Below are 17,947 nucleotides of genomic sequence, written 5' to 3'. Positions count from 1 at the left end.
CGGATTTAACCGCGTTCCGACGGCACCGACGACAACTCGAACGGACTGCTGCTGCGCCGCTGGTTGCGGTCTTCGCGCGGTGTGGCGCCGAAAAAATTACGGTAGGCGCTGGAAAAATGTGGCCCCGAGGAGAAGCCGCACGACAGGCCGATCTGGATGATCGACTTGCTGGTTTGCATCAACATCTGCCGGGCCTTGTTCAAGCGCAGTTCCAGGTAGTACTGGCTCGGCACACGGTTGAGGTATTGCTTGAAAATCCGCTCGAGCTGGCGACGGGACACGCACACGTGCTGGGCGATTTCGTCGGTGGTCAGTGGCTCTTCAATGTTGGCTTCCATCAGCAACACCGCTTGGGTGAGCTTCGGATGGCTGGAACCGAGGCGGTTCTGCAACGGGATGCGCTGGCGCTCGCCACCCTCGCGGATGCGTTCGACCACCAGTTCTTCCGAGACCGCGCCGGCCAGTTCCGCACCGTGGTCACGGGCCAATACCGCCAACAGCAAATCGAGCACCGACATGCCGCCACACGCGGTCAGGCGATCGCGATCCCAGTCGAACAGGTGGCTGGTGGCGATGACCTTCGGGAAACGCTCGGCGAAATCGTCCTGCCAGCGCCAGTGCACGGCGGCGCGATAGCCATCGAGCAAACCGAGTTGCGCCAACGGGTAGACACCGGCCGACAGACCGCCGATCACACAACCGGCACGCACCAGTTGCTTGAGCGCACTGCTGAGCGCCGGCGCCAAGGTGGTCGGTGGCTCGTCAGCGAGCAGGAACAGTTTCTGGAAGTTCTCGAGCTTGCCGGTCCAGGCTTCACCGGGCAATTGCCACTCGCCTTCGACCGGTGGTTCGGCCTGCAGGAACGACAGTTCGTAAACGACGTCCGGATGCACACGCTGGGCAACGCGCAAGGCCTCCTCAGCCAGCGCAAGCGTCAGTGCTTTAGTGCTGGGCCAAATCAGGAAACCAATTCGATGGGCAGTCATGGCGGGCAATCCGAAACGAAGAACGGTGATGAAGGCATGGGCCAATGCTAGCCCGTAAATGAACGCAAATCTCAAAACCTGCAACGATCAAACCTGTAGGAGCCGGCTTGCTGGCAATAGCGGACTGTCTGTGCCAGATATGCAAGCTGACCGACTGCTATCGCCAGCAAGCCGGCTCCTACAAGGGATCGGGTCAGTCTCTAGACCGCGAAGCATGCACTATCGCGGTGCACAACGGCAGTCTTGATTACTTCAGGCTGCCGGACAGGAATTGCTGCAAGCGTTCGGATTGCGGGTTCACCAGCACTTCGCGCGGGTTGCCGCTTTCTTCGACCACACCTTTGTGCAGGAACACCAACTGGTTCGACACTTCGCGGGCAAAGCCCATTTCGTGGGTCACCACGACCATGGTCCGGCCTTCCTGGGCCAGGGCTTGCATGACCTTCAGTACGTCGCCGACCAGCTCCGGGTCGAGGGCCGAGGTCGGTTCGTCGAACAGCATCACTTCCGGCTCCATCGCCAGCGCACGGGCAATCGCCACGCGCTGCTGTTCGCCGCCAGACATGTGGCCCGGGTAAGCATCTTTACGATGGGCCACGCCGACCTTGTTCAGGTAGTGCTCGGCCTTTTCACGGGCTTCCGCCTTGGAAACGCCCAGCACATGCACCGGTGCTTCCATGATGTTTTCCAGCGCAGTCATGTGCGACCACAGGTTGAAATGCTGGAACACCATCGACAGGCGCGAACGCATGCGTTGCAGCTGTTTCGGGTCGGCAGCTTTCAACGCGCCGTCCTTGTTTGCCACCAGCTTCAACTCTTCGTTGTTGAGCAGGATCTTGCCCGCGTGCGGCTGCTCCAGCAGGTTGATGCAACGCAGGAAAGTACTTTTGCCGGAGCCACTGGAGCCGATGATGCTGATCACATCGCCAGCCGCCGCTTTCAGGGACACGCCCTTGAGCACTTCGTGACTGCCATAGCGTTTATGCAGGTCTTGGACTTCAAGTTTGTACATGCGGTCGGTTCTCACAAAAACAGTCAGTCGTTGAGCAAGCGCCCGTGACGCAGCGCTTCGCGCCCCGCCACCTTGGCCAGCCAGAAACCGGGTTGGGCATAACGCAGCCGCTCAATGGCAAACAGCACCCCGGACGTACCAGCACACACCGTGCTGACCCGATCCGCCAGCGGATCGATCACTTCAAAAATCTCATCGCCCGCCTCAACCCATTCACCGGGTTGACGCAGGAAACTCACCACGCCGGGATGCGGCGCGAACAACAATTCAGTGCCTTCGAACGGCAGGCCTTCACACGCGTCCTGTGCAGGTTTCGGCCAGTCGCCACTGATCAGCCCTTGCTCGGCGAGGAACGCCAGAATGCCTTCGGCATACGCCTCGGTTTCAGCACGGCCAGTGTCGGCCTGACCACCCAGCTCAAGGGTCGTCGCCAGGCACGCCAGTGGAATCTGCGCATCCGGAAACAGACGCGACAAGCGCAACCACGGCAGCGAACAGGCTTCGTCGAAGGAGCTGCCGCCGGAATCTTCCGCCAGCAAACCCACGCGCACGTTCAAGTGTGCGGCCAGCGAACGCCACTGCGGCCAGTGCTGCGGCAAGGCGTACATGTGCAGCGCCGCTTCGGCATCGCAATGCAAATCCAGCACCACATCCGCGGTGCAGGCATGGCCGAGCAAAATGCGTTGCATGCCCTGCAACTGGCTGCTGGCCGGTGGCAATGCAGCGAGATGATCTGCCATTGCCTGACGGATCATTCGGATATTGGCGTGCGCATCATCGCCCAGGCTGTCGGCCAACGCAGAGGCGACCGGCGCGCTCAGCTCGACGAAATCGCGATTGAAATTCTTGCCGCTGCCCGCCTCGAAACGCCCTTGATGATTGCCTTGCAGCAGTTGACCGAGGCCCAGTGGATTGGCCACTGGCACCAGTTCGATCACGCCGTTCAACAGGCCTAGAGATTCAAGTTCGGCCAGACGCTTTTTCAGCGCCCAGGCGGTGCGCATGCCCGGCAGTTCATCGGCGTGAAGGCTGGCCTGGATGTAGGCCTTGCGTTCGCCACTGCCGAAACGGAACACCGAAATCTGGCGCTCGCTGCCCAAATGGCTCCACGGCAATGCATGGTCGATGCGTTCCATATCAGTGCTTCCGCGGGGCCAGGTAGCCCAACCAGCGGCGCTCGGCCAGTTTGAACAGTTTCACCAGGATGAAGGTCAGGCACAGGTAGAACACACCCGCCGTGATGTACGCCTCGAACGGCAGGTAGAACTGGGCGTTGACCGTGCGCGCGGCGCCGGTGATGTCGATCAAGGTCACGATGGAGGCCAGACTGGTGGTCTGCAGCATCATGATCACTTCGTTGCTGTACTGCGGCAGCGCCCGGCGCAGGGCCGATGGCAACAGGATGCGTTTGTACATCTTGAAGCGCGACATACCCATGGCCTTGGCCGCTTCGATCTCGCCATTCGGCGTGGCACGCAGGCTGCCGGCGATGATTTCGGCGGTGTAGGCGCTGGTGTTGATGGCGAACGCCAGGCACGCACAGAACGTGGCACTGGACAGCCATGGCCAGAGGAAGCTCTCGCGTACCGCTTCGAACTGCGCCAGACCGTAGTAGATCAGGAACAGCTGCACCAGCATCGGCGTGCCACGGATCACGTAGGTGTAGAGCCAGGCCGACATGTTGACGACCGGATTCTTCGAGACGCGCATCAAGCCCAGCGGCAACGCACACAGCAGGCCGAAAAACAGCGACAGCGCGAGCAATTTGAGGGTGGTCACCAGGCCGCCAAGATACAGCGGCATGGCCTCCCAAATGACGTTGTAGTCGAAGATCATAGATCAGCCGCCCTTACGCCTACCGAGTAGCGCTTCTCAAGGTGACGCAATGCCAGCAACGAGACACTGGTAATCACCAGGTACATCGCCGCCACTGCGAGGAAGAAGGTGAAAGGTTCGCGGGTGGCGTCTGCCGCCTGCTTGGCCTTGAACATCATGTCTTGCAGACCCACCACCGAAATCAACGCGGTGGCCTTGGTCAATACCAGCCAGTTGTTGGTGAAGCCAGGAATCGCCAGGCGAATCATCTGTGGCACCAGCACCCGGAAGAACACCTGAAAACTGCTCATGCCATAGGCCATGCCCGCTTCGGCCTGCCCCTTGGGGATCGCCATGAACGCGCCGCGGAAGGTTTCCGACAGGTACGCACCGAAGATGAAGCCCAGGGTGCCAATACCGGCGGCCAACGGGTTGAGGTCGATGTAGTCGTCATAGCCGAGCATCGGCGCGACGCGGTTGAGCAGGTCCTGACCGCCATAGAAGATCAGCAGGATCAGCACCAGGTCGGGAATACCGCGAATCACGGTGGAGTACAGATCGCCCAGCCAGGCCAGCCAGCGCACCGGCGACAGTCGCAGTGCCACGCCGATCAGGCCCAGAACAATGGCCATGGCCATGGACGACAAGGCGAGCTGAAGCGTCAGCCAAGCGCCATCGAGGATGACAGCCCCGTAGCCTTTCAACATGATTCAGGTCCTCGAAAGTTGGGATGAAAAAATGGCGCAAACCTCAGAGATCCTGTTGCTTGCGCCATTTCGGACTTGTCGTTGCGACGTATTTACTTGCCGTAAATGTCGAAGTCGAAGTACTTGTCCTGGATTTGCTTGTACTTGCCGTTCTCACGGATGGCAGCGATCGCGGTGTTGATCTTGTCTTTCAGCGCGTCACCCTTGCGAACGGCGATACCCACGCCGTCGCCGAAGTATTTGACGTCGGTGAACGCCGGACCAACGAAAGCGAAGCCTTTACCGGTGTCGGTTTTCAGGAAGCCGTCATTCAACAGGGTAGCGTCTGCCACGGTGCCGTCGAGGCGGCCGGCGGACACGTCGAGGTAAATTTCATTCTGCGAGCCGTAAGGCTTGATCTCGGCACCCAGCGGGGCCAGGACTTCGCGGGCGAAACGCTCGTGGATCGAACCACGCTGCACGCCGATGTTCTTGCCCTTGAGCTCGGTCAGGCCTTCGCTGACCTGAGTGCCTTCCTTCATGACCAGGCGGGCCGGGGTGTTGTAGTACTTGTTGGTGAAGTCCACGGACTTCTTGCGGTCTTCAGTAATCGACATGGACGACAGGATCGCGTCGATCTTGCGCACTTTCAGTGCCGGGATCAGACCGTCGAACTCTTGCTCGACCCACACACACTTGACCTTCATCTCTTCGCACAGGGCGTTGCCGATGTCGTAGTCAAAACCAACAATGCTGCCATCCGGTGCTTTCGAAGCGAACGGAGGGTAAGCCGCTTCGATACCGATCTTCAGGGGTTTTTCGTCGGCGAAGGTCGGCAGGGACAGCACGGAGGCAAGTGCCAGGGCGCCAAGCAGCACGAGTTTCTTCATGTTGGGACTCCATCGGTAAAGGGCTGAAACGGCAGAGTGAGCAATAGCCCAATATGCGAATGAGTGGAACCGCAAAGCAGTGCTGCGTCCTGGGAAGCAGATGTTGAAATTCAACACCTGCAACGACGAGCGAGTGATCGGCATTCTAACGACAGGCCCGAAGCCGATATTTCTTCAATGCGACAACTAATTACAGATGCACTGAGAAACCCGTTTGGGCACGTTGACAGCCCTGCAAAATCATGCAAGAGCAAAAGACAGTGAACCGATCCATGCTGCAAATTGCGGGCCTATTATTGGCAAAGCCTTCTAATCCGGCAAGCTTGGCGTTGGGTGTTATTTTTTGCGAGTGGTTTTGAGGCCCTGAATCGGGGCACGGCGTTTCCCAATGCCCCGGATCGGCGCGATGCGGTTACACATTCAGTAACCGGAAAGATCGGGGGTAACAGTAGGAAGCGTCCCACAGAGGAAGCCGATAATTATTGGCCCATGCTTGATTACTGACCGACAGACCGCCATCGCGAGCAGGCTAGCTCCCAGAGTTTTTTGGCGTGGCTCAGATCGCGTGCACACCGAAAATCCTTGTGGGAGCTGGCTTGCCAGCGATGAAGCCAGCCCAGCCAACACAAGATCCCAAGCCACAAAAAAGCCCCGCCAGGCTCAACACCTGACGGGGCTTTGTGTGACTCAGAATCAGCGCTTACGCAACATTCATCGTCTTGTGCGTATCAATCAAATGCTGCACCACACCCGGATCGGCCAGGGTGGAGATATCGCCCAACCCATCGTACTCAGCCGTCGCGATCTTGCGCAGAATCCGGCGCATGATCTTGCCCGAACGGGTTTTCGGCAGGCCCGGCGCCCACTGGATAACATCCGGCGAAGCGATCGGACCGATCTCCTTGCGCACCCAGTTTTTCAACTCCAGGCGCAGCTGCTCGCTCGGTTCTTCACCATTTTTAAGGGTGACATACACGTAGATGCCCTGCCCCTTGATGTCGTGCGGCACGCCAACCACAGCGGCCTCGGCGACTTTCGGGTGCGCGACCATCGCGCTTTCGATCTCGGCAGTGCCCATACGGTGGCCGGACACGTTGAGTACGTCGTCCACGCGCCCGGTGATCCAGTAGTAACCATCGGCATCGCGACGGGCGCCGTCACCAGTGAAATACATGCCACGGAAGGTCTTGAAGTAAGTATCCACGAAGCGGTCATGGTCGCCATACAGCGTGCGCGCCTGGCCTGGCCACGAATCGAGAATCACCAGGTTGCCCTCGGCTTCGCCCTCGATAATGTTGCCGAGGTTGTCCACCAGGGCCGGCACCACACCGAAGAACGGACGTGCCGCAGAACCCGGCTTGAGCGCGTGAGCGCCCGGCAGCGGGCTCATCATGTTGCCGCCGGTTTCGGTCTGCCACCAGGTATCGACGATCGGGCAACGGGACTTGCCGACATTCTTGTAGTACCAGTCCCAGGCTTCCGGGTTGATTGGCTCACCCACCGAACCGAGCAAGCGCAGGCTGCTGCCATCGGCGCCTTCAACAGCGGCGGTGCCAGAAGCCATCATCGCGCGGATCGCGGTTGGTGCGGTGTAGAGGATGTTGACCTTGTGCTTGTCGACGATCTTCGCCACCCGGGTGATGTCCGGATAGTTCGGCACGCCTTCGAACAGCAACGTGGTCGCGCCATTGGCGAGTGGGCCGTAGACGATGTAGCTGTGGCCGGTGACCCAACCGACGTCGGCGGTGCACCAATAGATTTCGCCCGGGCGGTAGTCGAATACGCGCTCGTGGGTCATGGCGGCGTACAACAGATAGCCGCCGGTGGTGTGCTGCACGCCCTTGGGCTTGCCGGTGGAACCCGAGGTATAAAGGATGAACAGCGCTTCTTCGGCGCCCATCTCTTTTGGCGCGCAGACGGTGCCCGCCACTTTCATCAGGTCTTCGTACCAGATGTCGCGATGCTGGTTCCACTTGATGTCGCCACCGGTGCGCTGGCACACGATGACCTTCTGGATGCTGCTGGTTTCCGGGTTGGTCAGGGCGTCGTCGACGTTGGCCTTGAGCGGGATTTTCTTGCCGGCACGAATGCCTTCGTCAGCGGTGATCACCACTTTCGACTTGCAGTCGATGATGCGGCCGGCCAAGGCTTCCGGCGAGAAACCGCCGAACACCACCGAGTGAATCGCCCCGATCCGGGTACAGGCCAGCATGGCGACCACGGCTTCGGGGATCATCGGCATATAGATCGTCACCACGTCGCCGCGGTGAACGTCCTGGCCACGCAGGGCGTTAGCGAGTTTGCAGACTTGTTCGTGCAGTTCGCGGTAGGTGATGTTGCGGCTCTCGGAAGGGTCATCGCCTTCCCAGATGATCGCGATTTGATCGCCGCGCTCGGCCAGATGACGGTCGAGGCAGTTGTAGGAAACGTTCAGGGTACCGTCGGCGAACCATTTGATGTCGACATGGTGATCGTCGAAGGAAGTCTGCTTCACCGTGGTGAAAGGCTTGATCCAGTCGAGGCGCTTGGCTTGCTCGCGCCAGAAGCCGTCCGGGTTGACGACCGACTGCTGGTACATGGCCTTGTAGGTCGCCTCGTCGGTCAGCGTGTTGGCCAGAACCTCGGGACGAACGGGATACAGGGAAGCCGCACTCATCTTTCTTACCTCGGTGGAATAGTTGTTTTTGTATGGCTCCGTTGTAGCCCGGGCCGGGCCTATAGAACCATTCGACGATGGTAGTAACAAGGCCCTACAAAATGTCGTGAATAAAGTAATCCAGTGATTTTCTGGGTGCCTCAACCCTGTAGGAGCTGGCTTGCCAGCGATGACGGCCTTTCTGACACACCGCGTCGCTAATATCGCCAGCAAGCCGGCGCCCACAGGTGGTTTTCAATGATTGTTACGAAAACTGTCAAAGGTGTTTATCAAAAGCACGCCTGTATGAATGTAACCCCCACGCCTAAAATTCGCTTCGCCAACCCGGCAACCTGAGTTAACCAAGTTACAGCCCCCACGAAGGCAGTTAACCCAAATCCAAGTCGTTAGATCCACACGCAACCCCATAAAGGTTGCGTGACCCCACTCGACCTCAGAAAGGTAAATTTCAGATGAAAGCTTTATGGGTTCTGGCCCTCAGCAGTCTGTGCGCAACCGCCATGGCAGACGAGGTTCAGACTGATGTCGCGCAGCAGCAACCGGCTATCGAGGAATACACTTACTCGATGCACCTGGACATCGCCAAAGTTGTATCCCTGAGCGAAGTCCCTAATGTCTGTGAAGTTGTGCCGGCGAAAATGGAATACGACGACTCTAAAGGTCAGCGGCATATCCTGCGTTACAGCGTCATGGGCAACGGCTGCTCCAGCGGCTGATTCAACTGCACCGGATCGGCTCATCCAAGCGTTTGCCGATGGACGATTTCAGCCCGGCTCCGGTCGGGCTCAGTTGTGTTTGCAATCGTCGAAAAGCACTCCGAAACACAAGATGTAGTAAAAAGCGCCATTTTTTGACTACTTTTTGAACAAATCCCGATTCGAGCAAAATTCACGAAAAAAAATCTGCACCCGCCAAAGCCCTGTAAACCCTCGCTCTGACCGAAAAACCTGCCCTCTCGTCCGCTCCATGCGCGGATTCGCCCCACCACGACCGTAAAAATTTCCCTATAATGCGGCCTTAAACGGGCCTGCAATATCCCCTTACAGGGATGAATAGCCAGTCTGAAGCCCCGCAGCAGCATTCGATGCTGATTGCGCCCATCAGAGGCTCTCGGAACCCCGTACAAAATTCTGTTTTATTGCCTGCCTTGGCTGGTGCAAAAAACGATTCCTTTAGATCCAACGCGGCCAGTACGGCCGTGTGAAATACCGACTAATCAATTTCACACGGGCAATCTGGCCCTCACGCAGGAGACGACACGTCATGCTGAGCTGGGACGAATTCGACAAAGAAGACACGGAAGTAGCAGTCAAGAGCGCTAACGCTGGCCACGCCACCGAAGCCAACATGGACCGTCTCGACAGCGCTGGCGGTGCCGCCGCCCTTGAAGCCCGTGCCGTGACCGCTACTGACTCCGCCGCCGTCGCCCGCGCCAAGGCTGCCCTGAACTCCCTCGACGTTGCCGAAGGCCTCGCCGAACTCGAAGGCGCTTCCGCCCGCGTCGCCGTTGACGAAAAGCGCATGATCAACTGCCGCGCCGACCTCAACCAACTCGTGCCATTCAAGTACGACTGGGCCTGGCAGAAGTACCTGGACGGCTGCGCAAACCACTGGATGCCGCAAGAAGTCAACATGACCGCCGACATCGCCCTCTGGAAAAACCCGGAAGGCCTGACCGACGACGAGCGCCGCATCGTGATGCGCAACCTCGGCTTCTTCTCCACCGCAGACTCCCTGGTTGCCAACAACCTGGTCCTGGCCGTGTACCGCCTGATCACCAACCCGGAATGCCGCCAGTACATCCTGCGCCAGGCGTTCGAAGAGGCGATCCACACCCACGCCTACCAGTACTGCATCGAATCGCTGGCCATGGATGAAGGCGAAATCTTCAACATGTACCACGAGATCCCATCGGTCGCGAAAAAAGCCACCTGGGGCCTGAAATACACCCGTTCGATCTCCGATCCGAAGTTCGAAACCGGCACCGTCGAAACCGACAAAGAGTTGCTGCGCAACCTGATCGCCTACTACTGCGTTCTGGAAGGCATCTTCTTCTACTGCGGCTTCACCCAGATCCTCTCCATGGGCCGCCGCAACAAAATGACCGGCGTCGCCGAGCAGTTCCAGTACATCCTGCGCGACGAATCCATGCACCTGAACTTTGGCATCGACGTGATCAACCAGATCAAAATCGAAAACCCACACCTGTGGGATGCCGAAATGAAGGAAGAAGCAACCCAGATGATCCTGCAAGGCACTCAACTGGAAATCGAATACGCTCGTGACACCATGCCTCGCGGCGTGCTGGGCATGAACGCGGCGATGATGGAGGACTACCTGAAGTTCATCGCTAACCGTCGTCTGTCGCAGATTGGTCTGAAGGAAGAGTACCCAGGGACGACTAACCCGTTCCCTTGGATGAGCGAGATTATGGACTTGAAGAAGGAGAAGAACTTCTTTGAGACGCGCGTAATCGAGTATCAGACTGGTGGGGCGCTTAGCTGGGATTGATTCCAGAGCTGGCCACGATTTGACGACTTGAATTGGCAAATCGCAAATTAAAAAGCCCCGATCTGATCGGGGCTTTTTTTATAGAGTAGGAAAACTCTTACTCACGCGCTCAGTAAATGAAAAATCTCCTACAGCAATTCCAGCTCCTTCCGGATTGAACACCATAAGAGGCACCTCTAAGCTCTACTGCAGGTGCCTAAGAAACGCCCAACGTAGAAGCTTATCCCCTCACACAAAACGCATGCTGGCATTGGCCATACATGCGCAACTCCGTGAGAGGAACAGGCTGTTGGGGATTCAAAGGCCCTCTACGTCGGGTTCGGGCCCTCTTCAATTTCGTACGTAGAGGTAAAGGAAATGTCTACAGAAATTCCAGTCCGATCAGTCAACCCTGATCCCTATATCCCGACAACTTTCACCCGCCACAACCTCTATCTTCACGCTCTCCTCCTTGAAGACCAACCATGGTTCTGTGCCCGCGATATCGGCCGCTTGATGGGTGTCCATCTGAGTGATCGGATAGTCAGCAAACTAGACAAAGATCAGCGTCGTGTTTTGTGGATTGAATATTTTCGGCGACCAGAAAAACAGCTGATGCTCAGCGAGTCCGGTGTCTATGCGCTGCTGGTGTATCACTACGTTCCGGGGAATCGCTTGCTGCGTGAATGGTTGACCCACCAGGTGGTGCCAGCCTTACGCGATGCGGAGCAAACGGAAAATTTGGATCGGCCGCTGTTGAGCTTGTTGGATTGGCCGGAGATGTCGTTGAGCATGCTGCATTGGCAGGATGAAGGTTGGATTCGGCTGCGGGACATGCCGTATCTGTTGCACGATCAACCGCAGCGACGGGCGACAGTATTGAAGCCGTGGTGGCGAAAAGTAGCGGGGGTGTTTCAGTCGTCGAAGCATTCGATGGGTTAGGTGCCCAGCCTGTAGGACCGCCTGCAAGAATCCTCTGCTCTTTGTGTAGGAATTTTCGTAGACAGTCGTAGTTGCCACTCAGTATCGTCCGAGGGTATTTAACCCTCGGCGATTGTATGGATACGGAAAAGAGCAAAGGCGATTGGAGTGAGGTAGAAATTCAGGCTGCGGTGGATGCCTATCTCAATATGTTGTCGCGCGAGCAGGCCGGTCAAAAGTTCGTCAAAACTGAAGAGAATCGTATCCTGCGAGAGGGCCCCTTAGCCGGTCGGACTAAAGGCTCTGTCGAATTTCGGATGCAGAACATTTCTACTGTTCTGGTCGAACTAGGTCGAGATCGCATTGAAGGGTACAAACCTGCCAAGAATGTTGGCGCTAATGTTACGCGCAGCATTCGTAGGGCGCTCGGCGCCTCCAGCGTTCTGACATCTGAGGACTCTGTTCCAACAGCAGATGAAGCAATACTGGAGCAACGAGCGGCCAAATTTGAGCGGCAACTGTTTCAGTACGTCCCAAAAGGGATAAAAAATCCTATACAGACTGAGTCGACCAGAAAGACTTACTTTCGTGATCCGGAGTTAAGGGGGTGGGTTCGCCAACAGGCTAACGGCAAATGCGAAGGCTGTGGCAACCCCGCACCATTTCAAAAGGATGGTCAACCGTTTCTTGAGGTGCATCACGTTAAGCATTTGTCGCAAGATGGTTCAGATCTTCCGTCGAATGTTGTGGCGCTGTGCCCAAACTGTCATCAACGTTGTCATCACTCGAGCGACAGGGTGGAGTTCACTGCTTGGCTCTATAAAAACGTGGAACGTCTAGAAGAGGAGTAGCAAACACCAATCCTTTTAACTGTCTGAACGATCGCGATTGGCTGTTTTGGGGCCGCTTCGCAGCCCAGCGGGAGCAAGCTCCCTCGCCACAATCCACAGAAACAAAGACATTTCCTAACGTCATTCAAGAACCATCCTACTGCCACACTCTGTCCCGTTCGCTAACGTCGCCCAGCCCTTTCACAGGGCTGCCGATGGACGAACGCACAAGGACAGTCAGTGGCTGGCAGCAAAGACATTCCCAGGGTTAAAAACCCGCCTTCCGGTGACGGCCATCACGTCACCTATCGCTTCATGACGCCCAGTGAGCTGGCCGAACGCGATGCTCGGCAAAACGCCTACGACGCCATGCTCGCCAGGCAAGACGAATTCCTGCGCAAGCGCCAGGTTGCCGAGGTCGAACAGAAACCGGTTCAAGTCGGATGCGTCTTCGCCAAGTCCTGCAAGTTGCCGGACGCGGTTATCAACTACTCCAATCCTTCGGGGATGGTGCCCACCGACAGCCTGCAGGACTACGGCGAAATCGCCTGGCTCGGGGCTCGCGAGGTCGACAATGGCGGTCTGCTGAATTTGCAGACGGTCAGCGGCTCTACCCTTTCACTTGGCATTGGCCAACTGGCACTTCGCGCTCCCACCCTCGTTGCTCCGGCGATAGGCGCTGTAGTTTCAGTAAGTGCAGTTACTACGGCTGTATTGGTCGGCCTGGTCGCCGTGTTCTGGACGCCCAGCCTCGGCGACAGCGCCCTCTACAGCGAAGACCAACTCCGATCCCTTAAACAGGCCCGCACTCGCGTGCGCCTGCATATCGAACAGCAAGCCGACGGCACCCTCAAGGGTTACAGTTTCTACACCGGCAATAACCGCGATTGGGAAATGGTCGATGTCGTGCAGATCGCTTTGCGCGAGAGCCAATACGTCGCAGACCTCGGCGAAGGCATCGAACTGATTTGGACCCCGGCTGAAGACGGCTCCGACATTCTCGGCATCCCCAAACTGGAAGCTGCTCCGCAGGCGCCTCACATTTGGGTTTACCCGCCGACGAAACAGGCTGACAGCATCATTGTGAATCCGGTTTATCCGCCTGAGTACAAGGATTTCATTCTTGTGTTTCCGGTTGGGTCGTTGGTGAAGCCGGTTTATATTGTGGTGAGCGTTTCTCATAAATACCACTCAAAACCGAGCGTACTACCCGCATTCCCAAGTGCAAAATGGGCACCACCCAAAACACGTATGAAGGGTGGCGGTTTACGCCCTCGCTGGAAGGATGGCTCCGGTACGATATATGAATGGGACTTTCAGCATGGTGCATTGGAGAAATACAACAAGCGAGGAAAACACTTAGGTGAGTTTGACCATAACTCAGGGGCTCAGACCAAACCAGCAGATCCGACACGGAGAATAGAACCTTGAAGCACACAGTAATGGGCGTACGCGATGGGGATGATTTCGCGTCATATGAAAAAACACTCCCAATTCTCAGCGGTGAGCTAGCTGCATTAATGGACTGGAAAACTGAAGAAGATTACGTGTACGACTACAAACTGACAAAAAAACAAATCAACGAAATCGAGAGAATTTGCGCAATATCACTCCCACACAACCTGACTCTATTTTTGACCTGTAGTGATAATTAAAACTCAACTTTAAACTACAAGGCGAATTCTCCAAGCCGCGCCCTGAATCAGGCCCGCACCCGCGTGCGCCTGCAAATCGAACAGCAAGCCGACGGCACCCTCAAGGGTTACGGTTTCTACACCGGCGAGAACCGCGATTGGGAAAAGTCGATGTCGTGCAGATCGCTTTGCGAGACAGCCAATACGTCGCCGATCTCGGCGACGGCATCGAACTGATCTGGACCTCAGCCGAAGACGGCTCCGACATCCGTGGTATCCCCGCCTTGGAAGCGGCGCCACAAGCCCCGCATATCTGGGTTTACCCGCCGACGAAACAGGCTGACAACATCATCGTGCATCCGGTTTATCCGCCTGAGTACAAGGATTTCATTCTTGTGTTTCCGGTGGGGTCGGGGGTTAGGCCGGTTTATATCGTTGTCAGTCAAATGGGGGATCATTCGTATTATGACCACCCGAAAACGCTACCCGCTTTCCCCGATGCAGTTCGAGCAAAATCAAAGTCATCTGTTCAAGGAGGTGGAAGGAAGCGCGCCCGTTGGGTTGACCGTAAGGGACGAATTTATGAGTGGGACTACAAAAGTAATGCCGTGGAAAAATACGACAAACTGGGGATTCACCTTGGTGAATACAATCACATTACCGGCGAGCAAACAAAACCAGCGAAACCGGGTAGGAAAACCTCAAGAAATTAAGGAGTAAAACATGCGCTACCTATTAATCACTGGCTTTTATCCGGACGACAAGAAGGACGATTCTTTACAATTCGAACTGGACATTGATGGCAGTGAACTCAATGAAAAAGTCGCTCAACTCATTGAATCCAAGCCACTCGCTGAAATGGAACCAGGCGAGTTACTTTTGAACGAGTCTCAAGTAACGGCACTGTCCGAAATTTTAGACGTTAGATTTCCTGCGGGCTTGGAGTACTTCATAGGAACTTGTGCCAAGCAATGAAACAGGGTGAACTATGGGGTTGAAAATAAGACTTGAATGGTACGACAAGGAAACTGAGTTAGGTGAAGGAGAGGAGCTGTCGCAAGATTTTGGCGATGACGGCTCTGTGATCGAGGCGCTTGGTATGCCAATCGAAAACAATGTAAACAACGTGGGTTTGACGTTGGTCCGCACTGGGTCAATACGCTTCAACCCCATTTCCTCCATATCATTCGCTTGTCTACCTATGACTACCAAGTGGCGTTTATCTATCGGGACAAATGGTAAATCAGGATGATTGCCAGGCCCCAGATCCGATGGTCTTGGGGCTGCACCGCAGCCCAGCGGGAGCAAGCTCCCTCGCCACAGAGTCGGTGCTCGACTTGGATACTGCGTCGTTGATGGGAATCGTGAGCAGGCTCGCAGAGGTTGGGTGACTTGCCATGGATTTGCGGTGTGTTCAAGACAGTGAGTGCAACTCCACTCGCCTCCCGCTATTAATACCCTTCCCCCTCACGAACCCGAGCCCACCATGAAATTCGACCTCGCCTACTGCCTCAGCCTCGACGCCAAGCTGTCGATCTATGACGTACGCGATTTGAATTTCGACGAGACCATGGCGTTCGATTCCGCGAAAGAGCATTTCCAGTGTCCCAACAATGCCTGTCGTTTAGCCTTTGATGCGGCCAATGAGCTGGGGACGTTCAACGCCAAGAACGTGAATTACGTGCGCACGCCGCACTTCAAGAACCTGCCAAGTACGCGGCATGTCGAGGGTTGTCCTTATGTCAGCCTGAAGACCCCGGCGTCGGGTGTGGACCCCGATGGGGCGGAAACGGATGACAGTCGTGAGGAGCATTTCCCATCAGAGTTGTTACTGATTCGGCGTGAATATGTGCGTAAGGCGTCCAGCCCGACGGTGGGCGCAGACGTTCAGCGGGATGAGCCATTAACGCCCTCGGAGACCAGCCGCCTCGAGCCGCCTAGCCACGATTCGGCACCCGACAAAACCAGCATCTTCGCCCACCCCGTCGAATGTTTCGTATCGAACTTCGACGACAAGGACCTGCTCAAGCGCATGCCGCTGAAGATCGGCGAGCACACCGCGCCTTACGGATCCTTCTTCAAAAAAATCGAGTACCTGCAGGACAACAGGGGGCTGATTTACTGGGGCAAGATCAAAGAGATCAAGGACTACACCCAGAGCTTTCGCATCGATTTCGAGAAGAAAGTCTGGTTCGAGAAGAAGCCGTATTCGGTCAATGTTTACCTCAGCAAGAAGCTGATCGACACCTACCGCAAGCGCAAGGCGTTCCTGGAGGAGATCAAGCATGCCATCGAGAGCGGGCGGGCGTTGTATTGCTTTTTCTATGGCGTGACGCCGGAGTTGAAGCAGGTGCCGAGCAAGAAAAACCCCGAGCAGACGTTCGGGGTGTTCAGCGCGAATATTGAAAACCTGGATCACTTTATTGTGCGGGAGGCACCGGGGTTGGCGGATAAATAAGCTCAGCGCCGTTCGTCCGGCCAAAAAGACAAATCAAAAATTGCATTTGATTCGGGCCCAAAACAACTGTACAAAAACACAGTATATTTTGGATCAACACTCTCGAGCCCGGAGAACACCCATGGCCTCTCAAGCGATGAAAATCACCCTGGAACGTATCGCCCTCTTCCAATTCACCCCGGCCCACTGCGCCCAGGCCCGAGCGATGCTGGGGTGGAGTGTGGAAGAGTTGTCGCGGGAGGCTTCGGTTTCTGTTGAGGCCATTCAACGGTTCGAGGCAAAGCAGGAAGTACTGGATGTCACTCGGTTGGCATTGGCTTATCGGTTTGAGTCGGAGGGGTTGGTGTTCTTCCCAGGGTTCGCGCCGGGGCGCGGGATGAATTTGAGAGGTTCTACGCCTAACCCGGTGGGGCGGGCGGATTTTGCGATGGTTGAATAAGAACTTTGCTCGGGCCGCTTAACAGTAAGCGGCCCGATTGAAGTGCATCACGCGCTCTGCACAGTCACCTGCTCACTTTCCCCTTCCACCGCCAACCACCACGCTTCCCCGCGTTGCGGATGCATCAGGTTGAACGCCTCGCCCATCTGCGGCGTGGTGATTGAAACGCTGCGCTCCCAGGCCAGGGCGAGAATGCGGTCGAAGGGTTCGTACCAGGCGTGCATCGACAGGTCGAAGGTGCCGTTGTGAATCGGTAGCAGCCAGCGGCCCTTGAGGTCGATGTGGGCTTGCAGGGTTTGTTCCGGTTGCATGTGCACGTGGGGCCACTCGACGTTGTAGGCGCCGGTTTCCATGAGGGTCAGGTCGAACGGGCCGTACTGTTCGCCGATGTGTTTGAAACCGTCGAAGTAGCCGCTGTCGCCGCTGAAGAAGATGCGGGTGGCGTCGTCGATCATCACCCATGAGGCCCAGAGGGTGCTGTTACCGTCGAACAGGCCGCGACCGGAAAAGTGTTGTGAGGGGGTGGCGATGAAGCGAATGCCGTCGACTTCGGTGTCCTGCCACCAATCCAGTTGCCGGATTTTGCTGGCGTCGATACCCCATTTGATCAGGGTGTCGCCCACGCCCAGCGGGGTGAGGAAGTATTTGGTTTTGTTGGCGAGTTTAAGCACAGCCTGTTGATCAAGGTGGTCGTAGTGATCGTGGGACAGGATCACCGCTTCAATCGGTGGCAATTGTTCCAGGCTGATCGGTGGCTGGTGAAATCGCTTCGGACCGGCCCACTGCACAGGCGAAGCACGTTCGGCGAAGACCGGGTCGGTGATCCAGAATTTGTCGCGCAACTTGAGTAGCACGGTGGAATGGCCGAGGCGATAGACGCTGTGGTTTGGCGCGGCAATCAGCGCCGCCCGGGTCAGGGTTTGCACCGGCACCGGCGTGCTCGGACGGGTGTCGCGGGGCTTGTGGAAGATCACGTTCCACAAGATGCGCAGGGTTTTGCGAAAGCCTTCGCGCTGGAAGGGTGCATGGTTGAGGTATTGCCCTTCTGTCTGACGGGACGCTTCAGATGCGGCAACGATGTCCGCGGAGGAAGTGGTATTGGCCATGACTGAATGACTCCAGAAAAACCG

Annotated in this window: 16 protein-coding genes and 1 pseudogene; 9 read left to right on the top strand and 8 right to left on the bottom strand. The window is 56.7% G+C overall.

Going from position 1 to position 17,947, the window contains the following annotated elements; translation table 11 throughout:
* Positions 1-5 precede the first annotated feature (5 nt).
* The 7 genes from argR to acs form a co-directional block, all read right to left on the bottom strand.
* Complete coding sequence (argR, locus tag KHO07_RS06640) at positions 6-986, bottom strand: transcriptional regulator ArgR (protein WP_075945344.1); 981 nt, start codon at positions 984-986, stop codon at positions 6-8.
* Positions 987-1,233: 247 nt separating this feature from the next.
* A complete protein-coding gene (locus KHO07_RS06635) occupies positions 1,234-1,998 on the bottom strand; it encodes an ATP-binding cassette domain-containing protein (protein ID WP_007971015.1) in 765 nt (254 codons plus the stop codon).
* A 23-nt stretch (positions 1,999-2,021) separates the two neighbouring features.
* On the bottom strand, positions 2,022-3,134 hold the full coding sequence (locus KHO07_RS06630) for a M14 family metallopeptidase (RefSeq protein WP_212626753.1): 1,113 nt from the start codon (positions 3,132-3,134) through the stop codon (positions 2,022-2,024).
* Between the two features lies 1 nt (position 3,135).
* Positions 3,136-3,834 carry an ABC transporter permease gene (locus KHO07_RS06625; protein ID WP_150733616.1) on the bottom strand — a complete coding sequence of 233 codons (699 nt, stop codon included), beginning with the start codon at positions 3,832-3,834 and terminating at the stop codon, positions 3,136-3,138.
* A complete protein-coding gene (locus KHO07_RS06620) occupies positions 3,831-4,520 on the bottom strand; it encodes an ABC transporter permease (protein ID WP_150733617.1) in 690 nt (229 codons plus the stop codon). Before KHO07_RS06620 ends, KHO07_RS06625 begins: the two co-directional genes overlap by 4 nt.
* 92 nt (positions 4,521-4,612) lie before the next feature.
* Positions 4,613-5,389: an ABC transporter substrate-binding protein gene (locus tag KHO07_RS06615; protein ID WP_212626752.1), complete on the bottom strand. Its 777-nt coding sequence runs from the start codon at positions 5,387-5,389 to the stop codon at positions 4,613-4,615.
* Positions 5,390-6,089: 700 nt separating this feature from the next.
* Complete coding sequence (gene acs, locus KHO07_RS06610; RefSeq protein ID WP_150733620.1) at positions 6,090-8,045, bottom strand: acetate--CoA ligase; 1,956 nt, start codon at positions 8,043-8,045, stop codon at positions 6,090-6,092.
* 452 nt (positions 8,046-8,497) lie between these two features.
* Between acs and KHO07_RS06605 the strand changes: the two genes are divergently transcribed.
* From KHO07_RS06605 to KHO07_RS06560, 9 genes and pseudogenes are all read left to right on the top strand, one after another.
* A complete protein-coding gene (locus tag KHO07_RS06605) occupies positions 8,498-8,761 on the top strand; it encodes a DUF2790 domain-containing protein (protein ID WP_150733621.1) in 264 nt (87 codons plus the stop codon).
* 547 nt (positions 8,762-9,308) lie between these two features.
* Entirely contained in the window at positions 9,309-10,556 is a 1,248-nt protein-coding gene (locus KHO07_RS06600) for a ribonucleotide-diphosphate reductase subunit beta (RefSeq protein ID WP_150733622.1), read from the top strand.
* A gap of 357 nt (positions 10,557-10,913) precedes the next feature.
* Entirely contained in the window at positions 10,914-11,477 is a 564-nt protein-coding gene (locus tag KHO07_RS06595; protein ID WP_212626751.1) for a Bro-N domain-containing protein, read from the top strand.
* A gap of 116 nt (positions 11,478-11,593) precedes the next feature.
* The gene (locus tag KHO07_RS06590; RefSeq protein WP_212626750.1) at positions 11,594-12,307 is read left to right on the top strand and encodes an HNH endonuclease; all 714 of its coding nucleotides are present in this window, start codon (positions 11,594-11,596) and stop codon (positions 12,305-12,307) included.
* Positions 12,308-12,526: 219 nt separating this feature from the next.
* Entirely contained in the window at positions 12,527-13,717 is a 1,191-nt protein-coding gene (locus KHO07_RS06585; protein ID WP_212626749.1) for a colicin E3/pyocin S6 family cytotoxin, read from the top strand.
* Positions 13,718-13,977: 260 nt separating this feature from the next.
* Positions 13,978-14,633, top strand: a pseudogene (locus KHO07_RS06580) (colicin E3/pyocin S6 family cytotoxin); the annotation flags it as partial.
* 10 nt (positions 14,634-14,643) lie between these two features.
* Positions 14,644-14,895, top strand: coding sequence for a pyocin S6 family toxin immunity protein (locus KHO07_RS06575; RefSeq protein ID WP_212626748.1), 252 nt, complete (start codon positions 14,644-14,646; stop codon positions 14,893-14,895).
* A gap of 511 nt (positions 14,896-15,406) precedes the next feature.
* Complete coding sequence (locus KHO07_RS06565) at positions 15,407-16,378, top strand: hypothetical protein (RefSeq protein WP_212626747.1); 972 nt, start codon at positions 15,407-15,409, stop codon at positions 16,376-16,378.
* Positions 16,379-16,499: 121 nt separating this feature from the next.
* Entirely contained in the window at positions 16,500-16,817 is a 318-nt protein-coding gene (locus KHO07_RS06560) for an XRE family transcriptional regulator (protein WP_150733628.1), read from the top strand.
* Positions 16,818-16,864: 47 nt separating this feature from the next.
* On the opposite strand, the gene KHO07_RS06555 is transcribed toward KHO07_RS06560, so the two are convergent.
* The gene (locus tag KHO07_RS06555) at positions 16,865-17,923 is read right to left on the bottom strand and encodes an MBL fold metallo-hydrolase (protein ID WP_212626746.1); all 1,059 of its coding nucleotides are present in this window, start codon (positions 17,921-17,923) and stop codon (positions 16,865-16,867) included.
* Between the last annotated feature and the right edge of the window lie 24 nt (positions 17,924-17,947).

The organism is Pseudomonas sp. PP3, assembly GCF_905336995.1.
GTDB lineage: Bacteria > Pseudomonadota > Gammaproteobacteria > Pseudomonadales > Pseudomonadaceae > Aquipseudomonas > Aquipseudomonas reinekei.
This window is presented reverse-complemented; position numbering and strand designations above follow the sequence as displayed.